Source organism: Cupriavidus sp. 05L310, assembly GCF_056398185.1.
The window spans coordinates 147,425-172,305 of the sequence record NZ_JBFTOX010000027.1; the positions used below are offsets into that span (position 1 = coordinate 147,425).

Here is a 24,881-nt window from a genome sequence, read left to right on the forward strand (position 1 = left end):
CAGCCCCCGGCGAGGCAACCGATTCCCTACAAGACAGGGCTTGCAAACACAGCAGGAATGCGCAGCCAACCCGCATCGGGAAACGCTTGCTACGGCTGGGCTGCGTATGTTTGGCCATGACGGCGGGTTAGGCGAATTGATCGGAGCGGTGCCTGCACTGCGTATCGACAACGAGCGCAAATACTTTACCGGGGCAAACCCGAATTTCCATGCCATGACGGGTAGTTGCCGGCATGGCCGGACTCAGCATGATAGCCGAATGACCGCCCCTGACGGGGATTCGAACGGTGGATGCAACACACTGGAGACTCCTTGCTATCCGCCGATGAAGTCGCTGTGCGTAGGCAGCGGTCCGTAGCGTGCCTTGATGATGGCCTTGACCGCGTTGTGCTTCGCCTTGAACTGCAGCCTGCCGAAATTGGCGAGCGCTTCGTTGTCGAGCGCGAAGGCGCCGCCGCCCGATGCGTCGTGCCCGCTATCGCTGCCGTAGGTGACGTAGCCTTGTTTGAACGCGTTGGCCACGCTGGCGGGCTGGCTGGTGAACGCGGACCGGCAGGCACATCGGCACCAAGGCCTTTAAGGCTTGCTTAAGTCTCTGCCCTTAAACTGCCATCACACAAGACAACCCGCGAAGACAACCCGCGTAGGAGGTGCCATGACCCCCCAAGAAATGCAAGCACTGGAAGCCTTCCTGACTCAGCTGACCCAAGCCAGGGCCGGCATGAAGGACCCCCAGGCGGACGCCCTCATCGCCGAAGCGGCCGCCCGGCAACCGGATGCCGCCTACCTGCTGGTCCAGCGCGCCATGATGCTTGACCAGGCGCTGGCGTCAGCGAAAGCGCAGATCGCCACGCTGCAGAGCCAGTTGCAGATGGCGCAGGCCGGCGGCGCCAATCGCTTTCTCGACGCGGACAATGCCTGGGGCAATAGCGCCGGCCGCGTTGCCGCAAGCCCCGCCGCGCCGCAGGCGACGGCCGCGCCTGTCGCCGTACCGCCGGCGGCCCCCCAGGCCGCGCCCGCGCAGCCGCCTCGGCCCGGCTTTCTGGGCGGCGGCCTGGGTGGCACGCTGGGCGGCATTGCCACCACGGCTGCCGGCGTAGCCGGGGGTGCGCTCCTGTTCCAGGGTATCGAGAATCTGTTCCATCGCAATAGCGGTGGCGGGGGCGCAAGCGGATTCCTTGGACAGCCAGCCGCAGGTGCGCTGCCAAGCGAAACGACGGTCGTCAACAACTATTACGGCAATGAAGACCGCTCGCCGCTGGGGGAACCCGGGGCGGCGCTGGACAATGGCCTCCTGGATGACGGGCTGGGCAATGACGACTTCACGGATGACGACTCCTTCAACGTCTAGCGCATTCTGGGGCGTACCCCGTCGCCCGCAGCAACGGTTCAACTTCCAGGCGGTGACAGGTACGCCAGACGATTCCTGGCTGAGCCAGCGCGATCACGTCCTGTCCCTGCCGATGTACAACACCGGAGCGCGCCCCTACTGAATCTTGATACTCGCCTGGCTCACCACCGCTCGCCACTTCACAAGTTCTCCCGCCAGGTGCGCTGACAGTTGCTGCGGCGTGCCGCCCAGCGGCGTTGCCCCCATCTCGGTGAATTTGCGGATCACCTCCGGGTCGCGCAGCACTTCGTTCAGTGCCGCGTTCATGCGCATCACGATGGGTTCTGGCGTGTTGCGGGGCGCGAGCATCGCGAACCAGGTCGAGGACATCAGCTTGGGTTGGCCCAGCTCGGCAACGGTCGGTACGTCGGGCAGGGCGAGCGAACGCTGGTTCGACATGACGGCCAGCGCGCGCACCTTGCCGCTCTTGACCTGCCCGAGGATGCCAGGCACTAGTTGGAACATGGCCTGGATATCGTCAGCGAGGAGGTTCGTGGTGGCCTGGCCGGGGGAACTGTATGGCACGTGGATCAGGCGGGTGCCGGTCTCGCGCATGAAGAGTTCGCCGGCCACGTGCATGGAACTGCCATTTCCCGTGGAACCGTAATTCAGCTTGTCCGGGTTGGCCTTGGCATACGCAATGAACTCGGCCAGGTTCTTGACCGGCAGGCTCTTGTTGACCACCAGGATATTGGGCACATCGGCCACCAGCGCCACCGGCGTGAAGCTCTTTTGCGAATCGAACGGCAGCTTGGCATACAAGCTGGGATTTACCGCCAGCGTGCCCGCCCACGAAAACAGGAACTTGTACCCATCCGGCACGGCCCCGGCGGCCATCCCCACCCCGATATTGCCGTTGGCACCGCCCCGGCTCTCGATGATGACTGTGGCGTGCAGTTGCTTGTGCAATTGCTCGGCTAGCACACGGGCCAGGGTGTCGGCCGTGCCGCCACCGCCTGGCGCGGGCACGATGATCTGCACGGGCTTGGACGGGTCGGGCCAGTCCGCCGCCAGCGCGGAGGACTGCAGACATGGAACCAGGGCCGCCGCAGCGGCCAGGCAGGCCAGGACGTGACGCATGTTATCTCCTTGATCTTTGTAGGCGGCAATTAGGCGCTGCCCTATTCTTGGTTGGTACCGGCTCGCGGCGGCGTCAAGCATACAGCGCTTGCTCCTGGGGGGCGCGCGCGGCGCGGACCACGGCGCGTATCGCCGAGTCCGATGTCGCAACTGGCAGAACGCAGCCCGGGCCGACCATCAGGCGGCGGCCGTCCGTTTGCGATATGGCGTTGCGCACCTCATCCGCAATTTCCTGTTCGCTTCCATGAAGCAAGGTGTCGTGCTCGTTCAACCCACCCACCAGCAGGCGCGGGAAGCGCGCCGCCGCCGCCTCCAGGCCAGGCTTAGTCAGGCGGTCGTGCCAATTGAACATCTCGACCGGATACGTCGCCAGGAGATCGAACATGATGTCATCGCCGTGCGCGTGCAGCATGTTGAATTGCGCCTGGCCACGCAACGCCGCGAACACCTCCAGATCGTAGCGGCGCCCGAAACGCTCATATTCCTGGGTCGTCAGCATGCGGCTCGACGCCAGTTGCGTCGCGAAGAACACGCCGTGCGCGCCGGCCTCCAGCGAGTCCAAAGCGAACCGGATCGTGGTGTCCGTGATTACCCGCAGCGCCGCCTCGAGCGCATCCGGCTCGCAGCGCAGGTCGGCAAATAGCTTGTCCGTACTCAACTTGCGCGCCGTGGTTAGCGGGCTGAACACGGTTTGCAGGATGGGCACCGCGCCACGCAGGGACCGCGCGGCGGCGCGCAGCGCCTCGTTCTGGCGGCCATAGGAGCCCTGTCTCACATCCAGCGGCCGGATCCGAAGCCAATCCTCCGTGGTTCGCACCGGTGGCGCCACCACCGCGCGCGCGCCGTTGGCACTGCCCTGGTATGCCGTGGCGGCGCCCCAGTCTTCAACGCCGTATGTGCCCGGTGGCATGAATTTGACCAGGTCAAAATCCCATTTCCGCTGCCACTCCAATGTGTGCCGCACAAGTTTGTCCACGTCCAGGTCGTCTTCCGGAAAGTGGCGCCACAACGCGACGGGAGTGCGGTCGGTGGCTTCGCCCAGCAGGGCGGCTTCAATGCGCTGCCAATGATTCATGGTCTGCATGTGTTTGCTCGCTTCGATGTTTGCGCAATCCAGCGGATTCAAGGGGCCAGCGCGAGGACTCGGTTTACGCCGGTGGCTACGCGCGCGGCCTCCACGCCGTACACGTGGACGGAGATCGCCACACCCGCGCCAGCGTTGCCCAGCCGATGGACCTGGTCCAGGCCGTCCGTTCCGCTGCTGCCCGCGCCCACGGCGCGCGGCTGCCAGTGAAGCGGCGTGGCGCGCAGGCTCTGGCGGTCGCAGGTGTAGTAGTGCTCTTGCAGTTCTCCCTGAACCACCGTCAGCGCACACCAGGTGTGGTGCGCGTGCACCGGGCTGAACTGCCCGGCCTGCCACACCAGCGCCACGACCGTATAGCGCCCCTGCGGGTCGGCCTGCAGCACGTGGCGCGCATAGCGCTGCGGGTCCGGCTGGCGCTGTGCCGGCGTTAGCCAGTTACCGTCGGCGAAAGATGCCTGCAAGGCGTGTTGCACCGCGCCGGGCAAGCGATCCGGCGGCAATGCCATTGCGGCGTCGATCGCGCGGGTCAGCGCGGCCAGATTGTCGGTTTCCAGAGTCAAGCACATAGGGGTTTTTCCCAGTAACAGTTCGTTTTTCACAAAATCGATGACACAAGGCATTGCTGGCGCTTAGTCTTTCACTGGGTGAAATGCAGGACAAACGAGATGTTTGGAAAACAGTTTTTGTAAAATACGAAACCTTATGCACTACAGCCTGATAGACCTGAAACTATTCGTGGCAGTGGCCGACGCAGGCAACGTGTCGCGAGGCGGCGCCACATGCTTCCTGGCACCCTCGTCGGCCAGCCTGCGCATCAAGCAGTTGGAGCAAGCGCTGGGCACCCGGCTGTTCGTGCGGGAGGCACGCGGCGTTTCGCTGACACGCGCTGGCCAGGTCATGCTGGAGCACTGCCGCCGCTGCCTTGCCGAGCTGGAGCAGATGCACGCCAACCTGGCTCCCTATGCCGAAGGTGTCCGGGCGCAGGTCACGATCTTTGCTAACAGCAGTGCGATCGCTTCGTTCTTGCCGGGGGATCTGCAGACGTTCCTGCGCGACTACCCCGAAGTACGTATCTCCCTGGACGAGCGTCTCAGCCACAACATCGTGGCCGCCGTGGCCGAAGGGCGCGCCGACGTCGGCGTGGTCACATGGGATGACGAGCATCCCGAACTTGTGTTCCTGCCGTACCGTCAGGATGAGGTCGTCATGGTTGTGCCCGAGGGTGACCCGCTGGCCGCGCGCCAGTCGGTAGCGTTCCTGGACTGCCTGAGCCGCCCCTTCGTCAGCCTGCAAAGCGGGGCGGCCATCCATACCTTCATGGTGGGCAAGGCCGCAGCACTGGGACATCACATGGACGTACGCATCCAGGTGTCCGGGTTCGCGGCGGTGGTGGCAATGGTGCGCTCGGGCGCGGGGGTCGGGATGGTGCCGCGCTCGGTGCTGCAGTCGATCAACTGTGACGGCGTGCGCGTGTTGACGCTGCGTGAGAAATGGGCAGTGCGGCCACTAAAGCTATGCACGCGGCGAAACGCGGCTGCGTCCGCAATTTACGTGGGTGCCCTGCTGCGGCAATTAGGCCAGCAGGCTGACGCGCCGGCGGGATAAGCTCGCTGCCGCACAGCATGGCGGGCAACTTGGGCGCGCTCAGGTCGAGTTCGGTCCCGGCTTATTCCGCGCTGGCCGCCATCAAGCGATGGGGCATGCTCATCTGCACATCGAGCACGCGTGCAGTCGAACCAGACGACGTCGGCAATGAGGGGATAGTCGGGATTGCCCTGTTCATGGGCGGCGAGACGACACCGAGCCGGGCCATCGTGCAAAGCGCTGGCCATGGCTACCGGCTAAGCGCCAAGGTACTGAAGCAGGAGTTTACCCTCGGCGGTCCCATACAGCATTTGCTGTTGCGGTACACCCAGGCGCTGATCACCCAGATGGCCTATACCGCAGTCTGCAACAGGCATCACACTATTGAACAGCAACTATGCCGCTGGCTGCTTCTGAGCATCGACCGGCTCCCATCCAATGAGCTGACGATGACGCAGGAACTGATCTCGAACATGCTTGGCGTGCGGCGCTCCGACGTCACCGAAGCGGCATTGAAGCTGCAGAACGCAGGTGTGATTCGCTACAGTCATGGACATATTTCGGTACTCGACCGGCCGGCGCTCGAAAAACACGCGTGCGAATGCTATGCCGTTGTGAAGCGGGAGTTCGACCGCCTGTTGCCTGCCGTGACGGCGGCTTGAAACTCCCGGTGCCCAGGCCATGGCGGGCGCGGTCTTGCCGACCCGCACAGTGTCCGCCATCGTACCGACTTCGCTACGAAACCATGCCATTTTGGCTTTGTTGGGGCGCCACATCTTGGGAACCATGAGGGCTGGCGTTTGTGCTCCGCCTGCGTGGGGGGCGGCGCTATCGGTGCGCTGTCCGGGTGGCGGCTTGGCGGATGGCTTGGCGCACGCATTCGGCGGGGCGGGATCGCCCGGCGGCAAGCGCAGCTTGCGCAAGGAGAAATGATGCTTGTTGCAACTTGCAGCAAGGGAACAAAAGAATCCGTGAAGCTGATGATTAGCGAATTGGGAGGCGTCAGCGTTGCGGAACACCGTGACGTCCTGCCGGATTTCCGGTGGGCATGAAAAGGTGATGTTCCCCGGGACATCAGTCATTGGTCCCCATCGCCCTCGCTAGAACCCTTGGCTAGCTCGCCAAGGGGACCGGAATCTGCGAATCCGATGCGAAGATATCCGCGCCATGCGCCATGACCTGTCCGATGGAATCAGATCGGGCTGTCGGTACGACGCCGGACATTGTGGTCATTCCAATGCCAATCCCGGCCAGACCAGTTTGTGCATGATCGCTCCTGTGTCGGCGCGATTCAGCCTGTCACTGTCAGCGGCGAAGGCCGGCAAGGCTGTATGGCGTTGCCGGCCATGAGGCTCGCCGCGTGCTGTCCGACCCGTCACGACTTGTGGATGAGCAGTTGATTCTCTACTGACTTCACGCCGGTGACGCCGTGGACGACATCGGCTGCCGTCTGCTTCTGTGCCGCTGACGGAACGCTGCCGGTCAGCCGTACCACGCCTTCGCGGGTGCGCACGTGGATGTTCGTGGAACTCAGATTCTTTCGATCGAGCAGGCTAGCCTTGACCTTGGTCGTGATCTCCGTATCGTTGATGCCCTGGCCAGCCGTCTCGTGCGTGGGATTGGGGTTCGTGAGCGATGCCGCCGGGGCACTCGTTGCGCCTTGGCTAAGCGAAGCATGGAAGCCCGTCACGAGCGCAATGCATGCGACACTGGTGGCGAATTTGGTAAGAGGGATGGATTTCATTTGAACTACCTCGATTCGGATCGAATCAGTGATTGCGGACGCGGAGTGCTCCGGTACGCAAACTGCCCTGAAGAAGGCAGCCGCCCGGCTTGGCATCACGAAAGATCCTGTCCTTCGTCACGCAGCCCCCGACAGGCTAAGACTGGCACCATTTCGCCTTCAGGTCGGTACGATGGCGGACACGCCGAGGTTCATACGCGCACTTGGCGGTCGCGGATCGGTGACCTGTATTCCTGAGGGGCTTTGCTTGTCAGCGTGATCGCACGATGCTTGGGTGCGGACGATGCTGGGAGGCCGTCCAGCAGAGCAGAAGCGCGTCTGGCGTGTAGAGCAGATTCGCCCGCGTACCTCCCGCCGCACAGGCTCCGCCCGTCCTACGCAAACCAGGCGGAAAAACGCAGGCCCACGCGGCGAACGCCTCATTCAATTCAATGGCGCCCTCGGCTGTTGGACCGCTACCGTACAGACGTACCCCGTCGAGTGTGAGAATGTAATTTTGCAATCTGCGCGCGCCAGCGACTATCGGGTCGCTGTCGCTAGGCACGCATATCTGGCAGGCGGCAACTGGCGCAATGCACCAGGTCTTTGTTGAGGCGGAACGCTCGGTATCGCTGCACGTTTCCCAAGTCGCTCGCGACCCGCGCGGCGCATGGTATCCAAGTGAGTGTAGAACTCAAGGAGAGTGTTATGAACAACATCATCTGGCTTGTGGGAGCTGTGGTTATCGTCCTGTTTGTACTCGGCTTTTTTGGATTGCGGTAGCGTCTTCGAAGCGACACTGTACAGGCTCTTTGCCTCGGAGGGACGTACCTATACCGGGCCAACGCGCGATTCGTGCTCGCGCCGACATGAAAAATTCTAAGCTGCGAAACCTCGCCATACAGGGGGATCGCATAGTGGCGGGACCTTTCCAGCCAAGCCCGCTTTACGGGCGCCATACGCGCCAGCTTTCGCGCGAGCCCTACACAAGTAGGTTCAGCTGCGCAGGCAATGCGTAGCACTGCGAAGCAGGCTGTCGAGCCGGGATTTCTGGCACGCCGGAAAAATCAGCGGCTGCTCGGGGAAGCACGGACGACTCTGCCTGAATCTCGTCGATAAAGGTATGCGAGGCGAAGCGGGGCATCGGAACCGCGGGTGACGATATTTCCCTGATGACGGGCTTCGTCAGAAAATGCGGCCGACCACGCCTGCAACGCCGCAGGCGTGGTCCCTGGACCTGGTGATGCCGCGTGCTTAACCCTTCGGCGCGATGACGATGAGATTCATCCGCGCCGGCTAGTCAATCTGGACCTTCGCATGCTGAATGACTTCAGTCCAACGCTTGCTGTCTTCGTTGATCAGCTCCTGGAGGTCGGCAGCCGTGCCTGGCAAAGGGCGTGCGCCTTGGGCAGTCAATTGCTGGATCGTGGACTTGTCGTTCGCAATCGAGATCACGGTATCCTGGAGCTTCTTGATCACCTGCGGACTTGTATTAGCCGGAGCCATCAAGGCAGACCACGATTCTGTGTTCGCATCCTTGATACCCAACTCCTCGAAAGTCGGAATGTCAGGAATCGCCGGGCTTCGCTCCTTGCTCGCAATGCCTAGCACGCGAACCTTGCCCGGCTTTATGTAGGGTTGCACCGTTGGAAGATTGACAAAGAGCACCTGTACCTGACCAGCCAGGAGATCCGCAGTAGCAGGGCCAGCACCTTTGTAGGGAACATGGGTGAACGCCGTGCCGGTCCTGAGCATGAACAGTTCACCGACCATGTGGTTCGCCGATCCCATCCCGGCCGATCCCATGTTCAGCTTTCCGGGATTTGCCTTGGCATACCGCAGCAGTTCGGCCATATTCCTGGCGGGGGTGTTTTCTGACACCACCAACACATTCGGGACCGTAGCAAATAGCGCGACCGGCTTGAAATCTCTTGACGGCGAGAATGGCAGGTTCTTGGATAGCAGTGGCTGAATCACTTGATTTGCCGGCGTTGCGTACAAGAGCGTATAGCCGTCGGATTTCGCTCGCGCAACATAGGCGGCTCCGATGTTCCCTCCGGCCCCGGCCCTATTGTCGACAACAACCGGCTGCCCCAACACTTCCGACATCCGTGTGGCAAGAAGGCGCGCTGTGAGATTGACGGTGCCGCCGGGTGCGAACGGCACTACGAGATTGATTGGTTTGTCCGGGTAGGTTTCAGCGTTTGCTGCCGAAACGATACCCATGGCAAAGGCGAAAACCACGACGAACTTGGACATCGCTCGATTCCTCGGTGAATAGGCGCAGGATTTACGCGCCTTGGTCGGACTCAGGGGAAACAAGCGTGCGGGTACGCCGTTCCAACAACGTCTGCGCCTCGACGAGCCGGTGACCAACCGCATCGATGGCATCTGTCTTCGCTTTGAGCGAGCGTCTTTGCTCGCCAATGTGCTGGAGGACGCCATCCGGAGCCGGCGCGCCATACGACCGGCGCGCGGCAACGTTGCGAACCGGATCCAGGCATTCGCCGATATCGTCTTCCGATAGCGAGGCCCTTCGCCCCACCTGTTCGAGCGCTGCGGCATCGATCATTTGGGCCGTAATCCCTGTAGCAGGGATTCCTTGATCAAGCGCTTGTCGAACGACAGCGCCAATGATGTGATGCGCGTCGCGGAACGAGAGGTCGGCTTTCCGGACCAGCAGGTCGGCCAGATCGGTGACAGCCGAGAAGTCCTGCGCAGCACGGTCTGCCATGCGCGGCCGATTTGGCTCAACGCGTTCCACAAGCAGTTTCATCAGTTCGAGAGCCTTTACGGCTTCCTCGCAGCTTTCCCAGCACGTCCTCGTGCTTTCCCGGCTGCTGTCGCCCGAGTGCGAAAAATGGGTAGATTTGACGGCCGTCAGTGCGGCCGACGTCAGTCCGATCAGATGGGACGTCTTCCCCCGCAAATACTCCAGAACGACCGGATTCTTCTTTTGCGGCATGATGCTGGACGTGCCGGCAATGCTGTCGGGGAACGACAGGAATCCGAACTCCGGCGTCGACCAGATGTAAAAATCCTGCACCATCCGGCTGCAAGTGATCATCATGATCGAGAGCACCGCGCTCAACTCCAATGCGAAGTCGCGTGATGCAACCCCGTCCAGCGAGTTCGGCATGGGCCGGGAGAAGCCCAGCAGCAAACTGGTCGACGTCCGATCGATGGGAAACGAGGTGCCGGCCAAGGCACAGGCGCCAAGTGGGCAATTGTCTGTCGTTTCCAGGACATGCATGAGGCGATCGATATCCCGGGACCAGGCATCGACCAGTCCCGACAGATAGTACCCATAGGTGATGGGCTGCGCAGCCTGCATGTGCGTATATCCAGGCATCACATAGGTGGCGAATCTCTCCGCTTGCGCCGCCGCGACGGCAGCGACATCGGTCAATGCCCTGCTGATGCGTAGAATGAAAGCACGAGCGCGAATACGATCGTTGGTGGCGCCCATATCGTTGCGACTGCGTGCCGTATGCAAGCGGCCACCGATGTCCTGACCTACCAGCTTGATCAGATGAGCTTCGTAGTTGAAATAAGCATCTTCTCGTGCTGCGTCGAGCTCGACCGCTTCGGGGCCGTCCTCCTGCATCTTTATCAGAGCATTGGCCAGGCGAATCGACGTCGCCCGGTCGAGAATGCCCTGGTCGTTAAGCATCAACAGATGAGCGAAATTGATTTGAGTCAGAATCGCGAAATTTTTCGCGAAGAATTCTCTGGTCGTGCGGGGCTGAAAAATGTAATCAATAACCTCTTTCGCCGGAGGTTGTTTGAGTCGACGGCTAACTTTCGATTCCATGATGGCAGCACTCTGTTAGAAGGATACAACCAGTTTGGAATGAAGCAGACCATGCGTCAAATCAGTGTTTCGCTGCTATTAATACAAAATTGATATGATAGGATCCGGCGTGCAGGGCCGGAGCGGGTCGGCCAAAATGTGCGCTTTTGAGGACCTCATATGAACTTCAAGCAAGTCGAGGCGTTCAGGGCTGTGATGAAGACGCGTTCGATGACCACGGCAGCCGGACTCCTCCACACCTCTCAGCCGAATGTCAGCAGATGGATCTCGCTCCTGGAGCAGACGGTCGGGTTCACGCTATTCCAACGAATCGGGACGCGGCTGATCCCGACGGCGGAAGCGGAGGCATTTTATGCCGATGTGGAGCGCGCATTTCTCGGCCTGGAGTCTCTGGGAGAAAGTGCGGATTCGATTCGCCGCCGAGGGACCGGCCTGCTCCGCGTGGGCGCGGTAGGCTCGATTGCACACTGCGTGTTGCCGGATGCCCTTCAGATTTTCAGGGGTATGTTTCCGGACATACCGATTGTGGTTAATCTGGGGCGCTCCGATGTCGTCGCAAAATGGACGGCGACTGGTTTTTGTGACGTTGGATTCTGCTCTATTATCACTGATTTGCCGAGCCTGGATTTTGAACTGATCAATACCGCTCGCGGTGTGGCAATCGTCAATAGTTCGCATAGACTGGCCACGCATGATGTCGTGTATCCAAGCGATTTTGAAAATGAACACTTCATATCGCTGCCCATGGGTAGCCCCAACCGAAACCAGATAGATCGTCATTTCCCCAATGACCTCAGGCATCTTTCCATCGAGACACCATACGCCTCGACAATTTGCACGATGGTTAGCAAGGGCCTCGGAACATCTATAATAAGTCCGATAGATTCCCGAGCGCTTCGGATACAAAATGTTTCCGAGATACCTTTTTCCGAAGAGGTTCCGTTCAATAGCTACGCCGTGACATCGGACCATTTTCCGGTGGGATTCCTGGCTAATCGGCTGACAGACTGTGTGCGCCGTAGCTTCGAGGCCCTAAGGCATTCAAAAGCCTGATTTGGACCCTTGGTTTTCCCAAAGATCCGAACTGCCAAGGGAAGGCGCCATACAATGGCCCGCACGGCAGGCGCAGGGTGGGCCGCAGACTAGCCGACCTATTCGTCGACTACATCGCCTATTCCTCGCGGAGCCATTCGAAGCCACACCATGAAGCCCCGGCCGAGTCGGTTGGCTCCCATTCAGACTTCTGTTTGATCTGCCATCTCCAGAGCGCCGTCCACCTCAATTCCTAGGTGGCGAACCGTGCACTCCAGTTTCACGCGCACTGGAAAACGTTCGATGAGGCCCCCCGCGAGCTATGTCGCCGGATAAAAAAACGCCAACCCGTTTTGGGTTGGCGCTATGTTTGGGGCGTACTACTGGTATCAGAACTGGTTCATGGTGTTGTCTTTACCTGCCGCCTTCAGGGCTGCTTCGCCGCTGAAATACTCTTTGTGGTCGTCGCCGATGTCCGAGCCGGACATGTTCTGGTGCTTGACGCAGGCGATGCCCTGACGGATTTCCTTGCGCTGCACGCCAGCCACATAACCCAGCATGCCCTGGTCGCCGAAGTATTCCTTGGCCAGGTTGTCGGTCGACAGTGCGGCGGTGTGGTAGGTCGGCAGCGTAATCAGGTGGTGGAAGATACCTGCTTCGCGCGACGAGTCGGCCTGGAAGGTCCGGATCTTTTCGTCAGCGAGCTTCGCCAGTTCGGTCTGATCGTATTCCACGCTCATCAACTGGGTGCGCTCGTATGCCGACACATCCTTGCCCGCGGCCTTCATCGCGTCATACACCTGCTGGCGGAAATTCAGGGTCCAGTTGAAGGATGGGCTGTTGTTGTACACCAGCTTGGCGTTCGGGATGACTTTGCGAATCTCGCTGACCATGCCGCCGATCTGGGCGATATGCGGCTTTTCGGTCTCGATCCACAGCAGGTCAGCGCCGTTTTGCAGTGCGGTGACGCAATCCAGTACGCAGCGCGCTTCGCCCGTGCCGGCGCGGAACTGGAACAGGTTGCTAGGCAGGCGCTTGGGGCGCAGCAGTTTGCCGTCGCGCTTGATGATGACGTCACCATTGCCCAGTTCGTCGGCCGACAATTCTTCGCAATCGAGGAAGGAATTGTATTGATCGCCCAGGTCACCCGTCGTGTTGGTCACGGCGATCTGCTTGGTCAGGCCAGCGCCCAGCGAGTCGGTACGGGCCACGATGACGCCGTCGTCCACGCCCAGTTCCAGGAAGGCGTAGCGGATGGCGCGGATCTTGGCCAGGAAGTCCTCGTGCGGCACGGTGACCTTGCCATCCTGGTGGCCGCACTGCTTCTCGTCGGACACCTGGTTTTCGATCTGAATGCAGCATGCGCCCGCTTCGATGAACTGCTTGGCCAGCAGGTACGTTGCTTCGGCGTTGCCGAAACCCGCGTCGATGTCCGCGATGATGGGCACAACGTGGGTGACGTGGTTATCGATTTTCTCCTGGATGGCGGCCTTGGCAGGTCCTTGGGCAGCATCCAGTTCGCGGAACAGGCCGCCCAGTTCACGGGCGTCGGCCTGCCGCAGGAAGGTGTACAGCTCGCGGATCAGCGCGCTGACGGAGGTTTTTTCGTGCATCGACTGGTCCGGCAGCGGGCCGAACTCGGAGCGCAGCGCGGCCACCATCCAGCCGGACAGGTAAAGGTAGCGGCGGTCGGTGCTGTTGAAGTGCTTCTTGATGGAGATCATTTTCTGCTGGCCGATGAAACCGTGCCAGCAACCCAGCGACTGGGTGTACTTGGACGAGTCGGCATCGTAGGCGGCCATGTCGGCGCGCATGATCTTCGCGGTGTATTTGGCGATGTCCAGGCCCGTTTTGAACTTGTTCTGGGCACGCATGCGGGCGGCATACTCGGGGTTGATGGCATTCCATGCGCTGCCGTGGTTCTCTTTCAAACCAGCAACTGCCTTGATGTCGTCTTGATACTGGGCCATGTGAAATTCCTAAGCGCGATTGAAGAAAGGGTTGCGTGTGCCGCTACGGATGTCGAAGCAAGCAGCGTGGAATCATTGTATGGCGATTCTGGCGCATCACGGCGAAGTCTTATATAAGACATAAGAGTTGCTTTATCCTTATTTTTCAATGAGATAGGCTTTGAATTTCATGATGTGGAACGCGTTTTCGAGAAACGAAAACAAACCGCTGCGGAAATTCGGAGTGAATTCCGCAATGTGAAAAGCGCTTTCAGTTGTTAGCAGTGAAGGCAAGCACAGATGGCTTGAGCAACGATCGTTGGGGGGATTTTGCAGACGTCTGTCGAACGAACAGCGTCATGAGTCGGCGCGGAGACGTGTGGCTGTCTTCGTGTCCGCTGTGGTCATTCGATCACCCCGCCAGCGAGGCCTCCCGTCTTGGCGCGCTGGCTGCCATGATGGCGCTCACACCGCCACCGGGTCCGACGCCAACGATCAAGCCGAGACCGTCGGCCAGACCCTGCCAGCGACGATCTACCGAGGTGCGACCAAGACCTTTTCCTCGCTGCGCGTATGTCGCGCGACCTCGCCCGCCTCCAGGCGCAGCGGCTTGCGGCCGAAGCCCGTATAGAGGGCGAGCTGGTCACTGTAGTGCGGTGAGCGGGTGCCATCCGGCGCGACGAACCCGCTTTGCCCCGGTGCCACCACATCCCATGCCTGCGTCTTGCCGGCAGCGGCGGCACTGCCGAGCACGATCAGGTCATTCTCCGTCCCACGGTTCTGGTACTCCGGCACGCGGATGGCTTCGGCCGCGTCCGCCTGCGGAATGCCGAAAAAGTTGTTCGCGCGGAAGGTGAGCATCACGGCTGGCGGTTGCCACCGGGCGATATCGTCCCCGTACTTGGCCGACAGCGATGTCCAGGCGTCGCCCAGTGCGGCGCGAATCACGTCGTCCGGCGCGGCGCCGCCAAACAGGTCCACGCGCTGGGGAATGGCCGAGCGTGGCCCCAGCAACGCCTCATAGAGAACCTTGCTGCCCGTGCTGAGGTTCAGCGAGCCGGTGGGGCCATCCTGCGTCGTCTCGTAGCCGCTGGCCATGTACCACTTGTCGAACGGCGCCGGAACCGCCTTGACGACGGTCCTTGCCAGCATCGACGTGAGCCAGGCATTCATGATTGCCGAGCCGGGCCGGGCGTACTTTCCGGTGTCGCGCGGGTCGTCGTTGATGCCGTTCCAGCCCGCCAGCGTATCGGCAAGGCGGCGGCGCGGGTCATCGGCAGGCAGCGCCGCCGCCGCATTGCGGATGAACGGCAGGAAGTGCCGCACGTTCAGGTCCGAGCGGCTGGTGTCCTTCAGTATCTGCCAGGCATCGTCGCTGTCGAGCGTCGCGTGCGCCTCGATGCGATGCTGGATTTCGACGTTGCGGTCCGCCGCGCCCCAAAGAAAGGCAAACAGATCGGAGGCCGGGTAGCCCTGCTCAGGCGAGTTGTTCCAGTTGGCGATATAGCCCGAGCGCGGGTTGTAGACCTGCGGGTTGGTGGCGAACGGCAGCACGCCGCGCCAGTCCCATTCCCCGGTACCGGGCACGGGCAGGCGCGGGTCGTGCCCGGTCCGACGATGCGGATAGGCGCCGGTGTGTACGTATCCGATATTGCCCTGGCGATCCGCGTAATACCAATTGATGGTCAAGGCCTGTCGTGCGGCCTGGGCTGTCCAACTCTTCCAGTCATGCGCCTGCGCCTGGCGGGTCCACGCCAGGAGCGACTGGACTTCCTTTCCACTCCAGGCGCGCGCCTTGGCATAGGCGGTATGCGTGGCGTCGTCGCGCTGCATGACGATGCCGTGCACGGTGCGGTAGATGTCGAGTGTCACGGGCGCGCCATCCTTGACGTGGATGAGCTCGGAGCGCTTTTGCATCTGCACCCACTTGCCGTTGTGCCAGTAGAAGTCAGGCCGGGTGGGGTCGATGCGCTCGGCAAACATGTCGATGTCGTCGCCAAAGCCGGCGGTCGATCCCCAAGAGATCTTGCCGTTGTGGCCAAACAGGATGCAGGGGTAAGCAAACGGCGTATTGCCGACGATATCGAAGCCCGCGCCATGCAGGCCAATACCGTAGGTGTAGCCAGGGTTGAACCAGCCAAACTGCGGCCCGTTGAGCATGATCGCCTTGGCATCGCGCGCGCGCTGCTTGCCGATCACCCACATATTGCTGGTGGTCGGGAAGCCGGCAAGGCCGTTGGCGCCGCTCTGCGCATACTGGGCGAACACGGTGTCGCGGTTGGCCTGCGCGTCGAGCGCGAGCAGCATGCCGTCGTCGCCGCGCGCGGGCCGCTCGGCCATCGGAGGCGGTCCGTCGTAGCGCGGCAACGTGTAGGCAAGGCCACCGGTGACTGACGCGGCGCCGAGCCGTATCGGGTAAGTACGCTCGCCGGCTGCGATGGTGGTGACCGCCTTCGGGTTGACGAGCCACTTCAACTGAGTGAACAGATCCATGCCGCGCGCTTCGCCATACCGGTCCTTCAGGGCGGTGAGCAGCGCGAGGTTGTCCACCTCGCTGGTGCTGTCGGAGAAGCGGTTCGCCATGGTGCCGACGAACACCATCGCCACGTCGAATGCGCTCCAGTCCGAAGGCTTGAAGCCGGCGTCGTTGAACTGCTTGGGCATCAGGGTGTCGGGCCGCGCACGGACCTGCGCGATCCACGCATTCATCCCGGCGGCATAGCCATCGAGGATGTCACGCTCCCTTTTCGGCAAAGCTGCAATTTGTTGCTCGATCGCCGCGGGCCAGTAGTTGCCGCGCGTTGCCAGGTCGAACTTGGCGAACTGCTCGCCGAACACCTCGGCCACGGTGCCTTGCGTGCTGCGCTTTGCCATCTCCATCTGGAACAGCCGGTCTTGCGCGACGGCATAGGCATAGCCATAGAAAAGCTTGTAGGCGGTGTCCGCGTAGATATGCGGCACGCCATACTCGTCCCGCTTGATCACGACCTGCTGCGCGGCAGGGGCCGAGGCAGCATGGGCCGTCGCAACACCAATGGGAATATCCACGATGCCGCCGAGGGCGAGGATGGCGGCAGTCGATGCAACGCAGGCAAGGCGGGGGCGCAGGGGCATGATGTCTCCGGGGTCTCTTTTCCTTATGGCGCCGGAACATCCTAAAATAAGCCGACCGAGCGGTCAATTAATCAAAACCCATCTGCGCCCGCAACTTGTCGCGCGCCGCTTGAGTCTTGCCGCGCAGCGGCATTGCTGCCGCCGATGGTGGCGCGCCTTGTCGTCCCCGCTTGCGCAACCTCGCCCGCGACGGCCGCTTCGATTACTTGCTCCTGGTATCGGCGGCGACCCCGTCGTCCCCGCCAGCCGCGGCGCCTCGCCTGGGTCGGCGGACAGCTCTGACCTTCCCGCTACTCCCGCCACCGCAGAAGAACTGGTCGCCGCCATCGGACTCGAGTCCCGAGATGCCGGCGCCTGGAGGCATCTCGACCTTCTCCTCGACCACGCCCGTTCGGGGATCGATTCGCCTCAGTTCGCTCTGGTCGCCTTCCCAGGTGCCGTGCCAGAGTTCTCCGTCGATCCACGTGACCCCGGTGACAAAACGGTTGGACTCGATGGTGCGGAGAATCGCCCCGGTCTGGGGATCGACCTGATGGATCTTCCGGTCCCGGTACTGCCCCACCCAGAGCGTTCCTTCGGCCCACGCGAGCCCCGAGTCGCCGCCGCTGCCGGGCGCCGGAATCGTGCCAAGTACGCGGCCGGTTGCCGGGTCGATCTTCTGGATGCGATTCTCGGCGATCTGATAGAGGTACCGGCCGTCAAAGGCCGTTCCTGCGTGCGCGGCGACATCGATTGAGCGTAGCGTCTTGCCGCTCGCCGGATCGAGGGCGTTCAGCTTGTCTCCGGTGGCGAACCAGACTTGCTGACCGTCATAGGTGACGCCATGCACGTTGTCGATACCTGGAAAGGGACCGTATTCACGGATGATTTCGGCTGCCGAGTGTTTCATTTCTCTGTCCTCGTCACTGGTTGCATGTGTACATCCTAGTCACTTGGCAGGGGCGCGGGGAGTAACAAGGTCGTCGCGAATCCCGGCACGGGCGGGGTCACCCAGCGACGCGCCCGCCCGTGACCAAACGACTGCACCTTGCCTGCTGCCGCCAGCGCATCGATCGCGCGCTGCACGGTCCGCTGGCTGGCGCCAAGCGCCAGGGCCGAGCTCGACCATGACTCACCGTCGGCAAGGAAGGCCAGCACTGCCGCGTGCTTGTCTTCGACGGGACGCGCCAGCACGACGATCTCGCGCGCGTGGCCCGGCACCAGTGCGAATCCTCGCTTCGTGGCGCTCACGCCGGCCACTTCCCGAAGCACGGTGCGAAGCCGCCCGACTTCAACGCGCAACCGCACGCGATGCGATTCATCGGCGTGCTTCGTCCGGAATGCCTGTGCGATGAGCGTTTCCCGGGCTACGTCTTCGGGCCACGCTTCGGCCAGTGTGCGTGCTAGCGCGAACAACACGGGACGCCTGGCGAGCAAGACCGCCTTGCCGGCGTCATGCACGACATTGCGGCATGCGTCCACGACGAGCGCTTTCGACGCCAGCAGCGCTTCCACCTCATCCAGCAGCAGGAGCCGCTCCTCGCCACGCGCAACCAGGCGCGCCGCGGGCGTGTTCAGGATGAGGGATGCGTTTTCAACCTCCGCCGTCAGCGCTGGGATTCCCGCGAGGCGTGCGGCGCGCTGGGCCCGATCGAGCGCGGCACGCGCCGTTTTCGATTGCAGGCGTCGCATTGCGATCCCGGCGACGACCAGTTCGTGCGCGGTCTTCAATGCAGGTGGATAGTCGGCAGGTGGAAAGGGCGAGGAGACGACTCCGGCGAGCGTATGTTCGGCGTCGTCGAGGCGCCCGATCAGGAGGAGGCGCCTGACTTCGAGATACCGCGCATGCGCGGCGTTGACGTGGTCGCCGTGCGCTTCGAGCGTTGATCGGGCTGCGTCGAGCACCCTGGCGGGCCAGCCCAGGTCGCGCGAGGCGAGTGCGATCTCGGCTTCGGCAATGACACACCTGGCGCGGGCCACGGCTTCCTTGGGGCCGAAGGCGCGCGCCGCGCTCCGCACGAGCGCCTTGGCCCGGGGGAGATCCCCGAGCTGTGCCATCGCGATGCCGCGAAGCGCGAGCGCGGGCGCGTCGTCGCGCAAGGCGACCCGGTTCAGCGCGCCGAGGGGGTCGCCCGCAGCGAGCGCACGCGCCGCGGCGGTGATCAGCGAATCCATCTACCTGAATCCCGCCACACTTGTCACGCTCCCCGTTCGAAGTCAGGCGCTAATCTAGCACACGAGTACCAGCCAGCACGCCTGTTCCTGAGTCAGGCGAGCGCCAGCCGCGCTCCCGCACTGCCGATATGCCGCACGATCGCAGCGTTGACTTCGAGCGTATGCGTAAGCGGGCCCATATGACCGGCGCCTTCGATGACAACAAGACTGGCGGCGGGCATGAGTGCCGGCAACGCTTCCGCGATGAGTCGCGTCGGCGTGGGCGCGTGTTCGCCGCGCATGATCAACACGGGAAAATCGAGGTCGCCGTATGCGGCCATAGGCGTCGGCTCCTCGATCAGCGCGCGAAAATCCAGCGGTGCTTTTGGCGTCCAGCGTGCCAGCGCGGCTTGCACGGACGGCCGTAGCGCGGCCCACGCGCCCGGGCCGCTCCAGTAGTCGACAAACGACATGGCCGCGCCGATGTAGTCGCCGGTGCACACCGCCTCCGCGGTTTTCGTGGCAATCGCCCGGATCTCGGCGAACGCGGCCGTCCCGTGCGCGCCGATCGCTTTCAGCAGGTGAAAGGCGGACGGCTCATAGAGGGCAAGGCTGGCAATTCGATGCGGTCGCTCGACAGCAGCATGGAGCGCGACGCCTCCGCCATAGGAGTGGCCGACAAGGTGCACCTTGCAACCGGCACGATCGATGATGTCGATCGTTCTAGCCGCCTCGTCTGCCAGGGTAAAGGCGCGCACGCCGCTCCATGGGCCAGAGCTGTCGCAGCCGTAATGCTCGGGTGCGAAGAGCGCGTGGCGCGGGTCGAGCGCGCTGCCAAGCTGCCGCCATTGCCCCGCACCCGCACCCGAGCAATGCAATGCGATCACGGGCGCCGGGTTCACCGTCGTTGGGTTACGGATCTGCATATCCATCACGGTCTCCAATCAAGTCGCGGTTTTGCCGGTGGCCCGTGTTTTCGATTGCCTGTCAGCCCATGATCGGCGCGAGCGCGGCCCCGATCCGGTGCGCTTGCGCCGGCGAGATCATGGCGTTGAGCGTTTCGCCGAAGCGCGGGATCTGCACGCCCGACACGATGTATTGGAAGCGATAGGCGGCAAGGACGGTGTTCATCACGCTATCCTTCTCGGCCGTTGTCGTGGGCCGGTTGCAAAGTTCGATGAAGTAGCGCGCGTCCGCTGCCGCCTGGGCTTGCAGAATGACATCGATGGCGCGGACCAGCGCAATCAGGTCGTCCACGGCCGCATCGCGTGCTTGCGGCGAAAGTTTCGCGTTCTCACGGACCCATTCCAGTTCATCCAGAATCGCGTGCTGCGACTCCTCTTTCCAGTGGAACAGGAACACATCCTTGAACAGGGGTGAGAGCTCGCTGTCCGGCGCAATGCTGGCCCGGTAGTGGGCTTGCGTGAACAGTTCAATGAGGCAGGTCAGCGCGAGCACCGACCAGGTCGACTTGCCCAATACGAACGACGCGACGTCATCGGGCTGCGGTTCGAACTTGTATCCCGCGGGCATCCGGGCGCCGATCATGGTCTCGATACGGCGAAACAGCGCCTGGTGCTTTAGCTCTTCGTCGGTGAAGCGAACCAGCGCCTCAAGCGCGATCTGGTCGCCAAGCCAGTGGTCGCGGCTCACCTCAAGCATCTTGGCGCCGATGAACCGCTCGACCAGGCCGAAGATATTGGCATACGAGCGACCCTGGATCTGCGACAGCAGGCGGCGCTCGTTGCCGTTCAGGAACGGCAGGCGATCGACGAACGACAGGCCATCAGGCAGGAATTTCTTCGTGAAGTCGAAATCCCGATGGCGAAGCACGTCGCCATCAATGTCCCACCGGACGCGCCTGGACACTTCCACGCATTTGGCGTAGCGCGCGGAATCGACGTAAGGTTGCGAGAGAGGTGGTTGAATACCGGCAACGGCATGCCGGATCCTGAGGGCGGCGGGATCGGTATCGGGCAGAGAAGGTGAATGGATTGCGGACATGACGGTTCTCCTTGGGAGACGGGGTTGGGGTTGCAGCTGGTGCTGCTGCAAAAAATGCGGTCGAGGGACAATTGAGGTCCGACGACGTCGCAGCGTGCGCGCCGGTGCATTCGCAAATCGCCAGGTTCGTCTGGAGTAGACGCATACAACGCGTGCATCACCCGCCTGATTCGCGGAGAACGCCACAACCCTTATTGCTGCCCTGCTTCAATCGAATCTTCTTGCGTGTGTTGGCCTTCAGGCACGGGGCTAGTATCCTGACGGTAAGCACGCGATTGAATAGCCGGTCGTCCGGATTTCTTGTGCGTGGCCCCAACATTGGGCAACCGCTGCCATGGATGCTCTCTCCGATGTGTTGCGCGTCATCCAGTTGACGGGGGCGGTTCACCTCGACGGCAGCTTTTCGGCGCCCTGGTGCGTCATCGGGCAGGCTGATTCGGCGCTTTGCTCGGCATACCTGCCGCCCTCCGAGAACGTCGTCTCGTTCCATCTCGTGACAGAAGGAAGGTGCTGGGCGATGCTGCCAGGCGACCCGGCGAGCACGCTGCAGGTGGAAGCAGGCGATGTCATCGTGGTACCGCAGGGCGAGACCCACGTGTTAGGCAGTTCCACCGATCTGTTGCCGGAATTCCTGGCGCCGATACTGGCCAATCATGTCCAGGCGAAACCGGGTGAAGTCATGACACTCGTCCACGGCGGCGGTGGCGAGATCACTCGCATGGTGTGCGGCTTTCTCTCCATGCAGGACAATTCGCGCAACCCCCTGCTGTCCGCGCTGCCCAGGCTGTTCAAGGTGAGCATGCGCGGATCCGGCGCGTCGTGGCTCGAATCGTCACTGCGCTTCGCCACCGAGGAGGCGGCTTCGGCGCAGGCGGGCAGCGCCACGGTGCTGGCCAAGCTTGCGGAGCTGGTGTTCGTCGAAGCGGTTCGCCGTTACGTCGGCACGATGGCCGATGATCGCAAGGGGTGGCTGGCGGGATTACGTGATCGCTTCGTCGCGCGAGCACTCGCGCTGATGCATGCGCGGCCGGTGTATGCCTGGACCGTGGAAGCGCTCGCCCGCGAAGTTGGCATCTCGCGTTCGGGGCTGGCACAGCGCTTTACCGAACTGGTCGGGCTGCCACCGATGCAATATCTGGCGCTGTGGCGCCTGCAGCTCGCCGCGCGGCAGCTTCGCCTCACTGATTCGTCGCTGGCGTCGATCGCCGAGGCTGCCGGGTACGAATCGGAAGCCTCATTCAATCGCGCGTTCAAGCGGGAGTTCGGCAAGCCACCCGCGACATGGCGCAGGAATACGATCACGATCGGCGCCGCGACCCGGGACAAAGAACCCTCCGGCGACAGTCATCCGCCGGCAAGCGAATCTTAAAATTACTGGAAAATCACACCGGGCCGCAATCCGTCTCGCGTTGGCGCGCCCAAAGCGGGTATCCAATGAGCCAGTTCGACAGCCCCGGGCGAGAATGGCCGGCTGCACTCGCCCGACCGCCTGCCCGACCTTCGTTGACCTTGACTTGTCCCCCCCCGTAGCAGAGGATTGATTTGCTACTTGTCGCCGTGACTGCGGCAACAGGCCGGTGTTCGTGTACCTGTGTACCTTCAACGGAGGTCCATATGAGCTATCACCTGGAAGGTCGTCTGCTCGAGGTTTGCAACTGCAACGTCCTCTGCCCCTGCTGGATCGGCGAAGACCCTGACAACGGCACCTGCGACACCATCGTCGCGTGGCGCATCGACAAGGGAACGGTCGACGGCGTCGATGTCAGCGGCAATACCATCGCGGCTGTCGCACATGTGCCCGGCAATATCCTGCAAGGCAACTGGACGGCAGCGATCTACGTCGACGACAATGCCTCCAAAGCGCAGGAAGATGCACTCCTGAAGGTCTACACCGGTCAGGCCGGTGGGCCGGTCGCCGAACTCGCCAAGCTCATCGGCACGGTCGTATCCGTGGAGCGGGCACCGATCCGCTTCACAGTAGTCTCGGGCAAGGGCACGCTCGAGATCGGCCAGGACTACTTCGCCGAGCTTGAGCCCTATCTCGGCGCGACGGGTGGCCAGACCACCCTCTCCGACACCGTGTTCTCGACAGTGCCGGGAGCTCCGGTATTCGTCGGCAAAGCCCCGACCTATCGCTCCAAGAACGCCGCCCTCGGCATTGACCTCGACATCAAGAACCACAACGCCCTGCAAAGCACCTTCGTCTTCGACGCATGAGCCCGATGGCAGGCTCACCGCAGTCCGGCGCCTCGCGCCATCAGCGCGTGTTCCTGCCGATCCTGGCCGCGCTGATTGCGCTCGCGTGGGTGGCGTTGTGGGCTTGGACTCGCACGCCATACGGACGCTATCTTGAGCACGATGACTGGACCGCATCAGGACCGGCGGCATTCTTGTGCCGTGTCGTTCCCGCCGGCGATGTGGTCGTGCCGGTGGTGCTCTACGCCGCTGCGTGGATCCTCATGACGGCGGCCATGATGCTGCCGACTACCTTGCCGTTGTTCAACGCCTTCGATCGGTTGACGGCCGGGCGCCCGGACCACGTGCGACTGCTCATGCTGCTCGCGCTCGGCTACATGACGGTGTGGGGAGCCTTCGGGCTTCTGGCGCATGCACTACACAGTGCGCTGCTATCCCTGCTCGCCAGCGTACCCGGCCTGGCCTGGCACGGCTGGCTGATCGGCGCCGCGATCATTGCCCTGGCCGGCGCCTTTCAGTTCAGCAGGCTCAAGTACCGGTGCCTGGAGAAGTGCCGCACGCCCTTGAGCTTCGTCATCGAGCGCTGGCGTGGACAGGCGCACGCGTGGCACGCGTTCGCGCTTGGCGCGCAGCATGGCCTGTACTGCGTCGGCTGCTGCTGGGCGCTGATGCTGCTGATGTTCGCGCTCGGCACCGGCAGCCTCGGCTGGATGCTCCTGCTTGCGGCCGTGATGGCGATTGAAAAGAACGTGGGCTGGGGCCGCCGTCTCAGCACGCCGCTCGGTGTCGCGCTGTTGTCTTGGGCAGTCGTCCTGGTGACAACCCATGCTTGAAGAGCCCCGTGGCGTGCCGGCCTCGCAGACGATCATCCTTACCGTGGCGGCGATGCTTGCCTTCGCGGCCAATTCACTGCTGTGCCGGCTTGCGTTGCAGCAAGGGCACATCGATCCGGCCAGCTTTGGCAGCATCAGGCTGGTTTCCGGAGCGATCACGCTCGCGGTCATCGTACGGATCAGGCCGGAGCGGTTCGCGCGCGGCCATGCCGACTGGCGCGCCGCGGCGATGCTGCTTGCCTACGTCACATTCTTCTCCTTCGCGTATCTCACCTTGCCCGCGGGCACGGGCGCATTGATTCTGTTCGGTGCGGTGCAACTGACCATGTTCAGCGTGGGCTTTCGCTCGGGCGAGAGGTTCGGACCCATCGCCTCGCTTGGACTCGTGCTGGCGGTCGCGGGGCTCGTCTACCTGGTCTCGCCGGGTGTTGCTGCCCCGCCACCACTCGGCGCCGCGTTGATGGCGATCGCTGGCGTAGCGTGGGGCGTGTACTCGCTGCGCGGCCGCGGTGTGGCCGACCCGCTTGCCGCCACGGCTGGCAACTTCGCGCGGGCGGCGCCGCTCGCCCTCGTGCTGAGCTTGCTGTTCGTCGCCAACGCGTACACGGACAAGGCCGGAGTTGCCCTGGCCATGGCCTCCGGCGCACTGACGTCCGGCATCGGCTATGTCATCTGGTATGCGGCGCTGAGCAACCTTTCTGCCATGCGCGCGGCCACCGTACAGTTGTCGGTGCCGCTGATCGCTGCATTTGGCGGCGTGCTGTTCCTGTCGGAAGCGATCACACCACGCCTGGCTGCCGCCTCCGCGGCGATCCTCGGCGGCATTGCGATGGTGCTGTTCAGCAGGTCGCGCAAGCCGCGCCCTTAGCCTCCGACACCTGTGCGCAATGGGTTCATCGCGCCACCGGCGTCCCCGGAATACCTTGCCAGAGACCTTATCCGCAC

The 24,881-nt window shown here is 62.6% G+C and carries 19 protein-coding genes and 2 pseudogenes; 8 read left to right on the plus strand and 13 right to left on the minus strand.

The window, feature by feature from the left end:
* Nucleotides 1–315: 315 nt before the first annotated feature.
* Nucleotides 316–528 (minus strand): annotated as a pseudogene (locus AC1DS6_RS20545) (tannase/feruloyl esterase family alpha/beta hydrolase); the annotation flags it as partial.
* Nucleotides 529–655: 127 nt separating this feature from the next.
* Between AC1DS6_RS20545 and AC1DS6_RS20550 the strand changes: the two are divergent.
* Nucleotides 656–1,351: a DUF2076 domain-containing protein gene (locus tag AC1DS6_RS20550; protein WP_477103000.1), complete on the plus strand. Its 696-nt coding sequence runs from the start codon at nt 656–658 to the stop codon at nt 1,349–1,351.
* A 135-nt stretch (nt 1,352–1,486) separates the two neighbouring features.
* On the opposite strand, the gene AC1DS6_RS20555 is transcribed toward AC1DS6_RS20550, so the two are convergent.
* The 3 genes from AC1DS6_RS20555 to AC1DS6_RS20565 form a co-directional block, all read right to left on the minus strand.
* Nucleotides 1,487–2,470: a Bug family tripartite tricarboxylate transporter substrate binding protein gene (locus AC1DS6_RS20555; protein ID WP_441625417.1), complete on the minus strand. Its 984-nt coding sequence runs from the start codon at nt 2,468–2,470 to the stop codon at nt 1,487–1,489.
* 73 nt (nt 2,471–2,543) lie between these two features.
* On the minus strand, nt 2,544–3,596 hold the full coding sequence (locus tag AC1DS6_RS20560; RefSeq protein WP_441625419.1) for a uroporphyrinogen decarboxylase family protein: 1,053 nt from the start codon (nt 3,594–3,596) through the stop codon (nt 2,544–2,546).
* Nucleotides 3,593–4,120 (minus strand): cysteine dioxygenase family protein, encoded by a 528-nt coding sequence (locus AC1DS6_RS20565; RefSeq protein ID WP_441625421.1) that lies wholly within the window; start codon nt 4,118–4,120, stop codon nt 3,593–3,595. The genes AC1DS6_RS20560 and AC1DS6_RS20565 overlap by 4 nt, the downstream gene beginning before the upstream one ends.
* A gap of 136 nt (nt 4,121–4,256) precedes the next feature.
* On the opposite strand from AC1DS6_RS20565, the gene AC1DS6_RS20570 reads away from it, so the two are divergent.
* Together AC1DS6_RS20570 and AC1DS6_RS20575 are read left to right on the plus strand one after the other, a co-directional pair.
* Nucleotides 4,257–5,159 (plus strand): LysR family transcriptional regulator, encoded by a 903-nt coding sequence (locus tag AC1DS6_RS20570; protein ID WP_441625422.1) that lies wholly within the window; start codon nt 4,257–4,259, stop codon nt 5,157–5,159.
* A gap of 140 nt (nt 5,160–5,299) precedes the next feature.
* Nucleotides 5,300–5,800 (plus strand): annotated as a pseudogene (locus AC1DS6_RS20575) (Crp/Fnr family transcriptional regulator); the annotation flags it as partial.
* A gap of 713 nt (nt 5,801–6,513) precedes the next feature.
* Here AC1DS6_RS20575 and AC1DS6_RS20580 read toward each other — a convergent pair.
* From AC1DS6_RS20580 to argH, 3 genes are all read right to left on the minus strand, one after another.
* On the minus strand, nt 6,514–6,882 hold the full coding sequence (locus AC1DS6_RS20580) for a BON domain-containing protein (RefSeq protein WP_441625426.1): 369 nt from the start codon (nt 6,880–6,882) through the stop codon (nt 6,514–6,516).
* 1,275 nt (nt 6,883–8,157) lie between these two features.
* Complete coding sequence (locus AC1DS6_RS20585; protein ID WP_441625428.1) at nt 8,158–9,120, minus strand: Bug family tripartite tricarboxylate transporter substrate binding protein; 963 nt, start codon at nt 9,118–9,120, stop codon at nt 8,158–8,160.
* 31 nt (nt 9,121–9,151) lie between these two features.
* The gene (gene argH, locus AC1DS6_RS20590; RefSeq protein ID WP_441625430.1) at nt 9,152–10,675 is read right to left on the minus strand and encodes an argininosuccinate lyase; all 1,524 of its coding nucleotides are present in this window, start codon (nt 10,673–10,675) and stop codon (nt 9,152–9,154) included.
* Nucleotides 10,676–10,834: 159 nt separating this feature from the next.
* On the opposite strand from argH, the gene AC1DS6_RS20595 reads away from it, so the two are divergent.
* Nucleotides 10,835–11,728 (plus strand): LysR substrate-binding domain-containing protein, encoded by an 894-nt coding sequence (locus AC1DS6_RS20595; RefSeq protein WP_441625432.1) that lies wholly within the window; start codon nt 10,835–10,837, stop codon nt 11,726–11,728.
* A gap of 368 nt (nt 11,729–12,096) precedes the next feature.
* Here AC1DS6_RS20595 and AC1DS6_RS20600 read toward each other — a convergent pair whose 3' ends face one another.
* The 6 genes from AC1DS6_RS20600 to AC1DS6_RS20625 all read right to left on the minus strand — a co-directional run bounded on the left by AC1DS6_RS20600 (nt 12,097) and on the right by AC1DS6_RS20625 (nt 20,907).
* Nucleotides 12,097–13,677 carry an isocitrate lyase gene (locus AC1DS6_RS20600; RefSeq protein WP_441625434.1) on the minus strand — a complete coding sequence of 527 codons (1,581 nt, stop codon included), beginning with the start codon at nt 13,675–13,677 and terminating at the stop codon, nt 12,097–12,099.
* Nucleotides 13,678–14,190: 513 nt separating this feature from the next.
* Complete coding sequence (locus AC1DS6_RS20605) at nt 14,191–16,770, minus strand: penicillin acylase family protein (RefSeq protein ID WP_441625436.1); 2,580 nt, start codon at nt 16,768–16,770, stop codon at nt 14,191–14,193.
* A gap of 202 nt (nt 16,771–16,972) precedes the next feature.
* Nucleotides 16,973–17,659 carry a Vgb family protein gene (locus AC1DS6_RS20610; RefSeq protein WP_477103001.1) on the minus strand — a complete coding sequence of 229 codons (687 nt, stop codon included), beginning with the start codon at nt 17,657–17,659 and terminating at the stop codon, nt 16,973–16,975.
* A gap of 35 nt (nt 17,660–17,694) precedes the next feature.
* Nucleotides 17,695–18,924 (minus strand): helix-turn-helix domain-containing protein, encoded by a 1,230-nt coding sequence (locus tag AC1DS6_RS20615; protein WP_441625440.1) that lies wholly within the window; start codon nt 18,922–18,924, stop codon nt 17,695–17,697.
* Between the two features lie 92 nt (nt 18,925–19,016).
* Nucleotides 19,017–19,835, minus strand: a complete 819-nt coding sequence (locus AC1DS6_RS20620; protein ID WP_477103002.1) for an alpha/beta fold hydrolase — start codon at nt 19,833–19,835, stop codon at nt 19,017–19,019.
* A 55-nt stretch (nt 19,836–19,890) separates the two neighbouring features.
* Nucleotides 19,891–20,907, minus strand: a complete 1,017-nt coding sequence (locus AC1DS6_RS20625; RefSeq protein WP_441625517.1) for a hypothetical protein — start codon at nt 20,905–20,907, stop codon at nt 19,891–19,893.
* A 334-nt stretch (nt 20,908–21,241) separates the two neighbouring features.
* Here AC1DS6_RS20625 and AC1DS6_RS20630 point away from each other — a divergent pair, with 334 nt between their 5' ends.
* From AC1DS6_RS20630 to AC1DS6_RS20645, 4 genes are all read left to right on the plus strand, one after another.
* Nucleotides 21,242–22,276: an AraC family transcriptional regulator gene (locus tag AC1DS6_RS20630; protein WP_441625444.1), complete on the plus strand. Its 1,035-nt coding sequence runs from the start codon at nt 21,242–21,244 to the stop codon at nt 22,274–22,276.
* A 245-nt stretch (nt 22,277–22,521) separates the two neighbouring features.
* Entirely contained in the window at nt 22,522–23,124 is a 603-nt protein-coding gene (locus AC1DS6_RS20635; protein ID WP_441625446.1) for a DUF1326 domain-containing protein, read from the plus strand.
* A complete protein-coding gene (locus AC1DS6_RS20640) occupies nt 23,121–23,936 on the plus strand; it encodes a DUF2182 domain-containing protein (protein ID WP_441625448.1) in 816 nt (271 codons plus the stop codon). Before AC1DS6_RS20635 ends, AC1DS6_RS20640 begins: the two co-directional genes overlap by 4 nt.
* A complete protein-coding gene (locus AC1DS6_RS20645) occupies nt 23,929–24,804 on the plus strand; it encodes a DMT family transporter (protein WP_441625450.1) in 876 nt (291 codons plus the stop codon). The genes AC1DS6_RS20640 and AC1DS6_RS20645 overlap by 8 nt, the downstream gene beginning before the upstream one ends.
* Nucleotides 24,805–24,881: the final 77 nt, after the last annotated feature.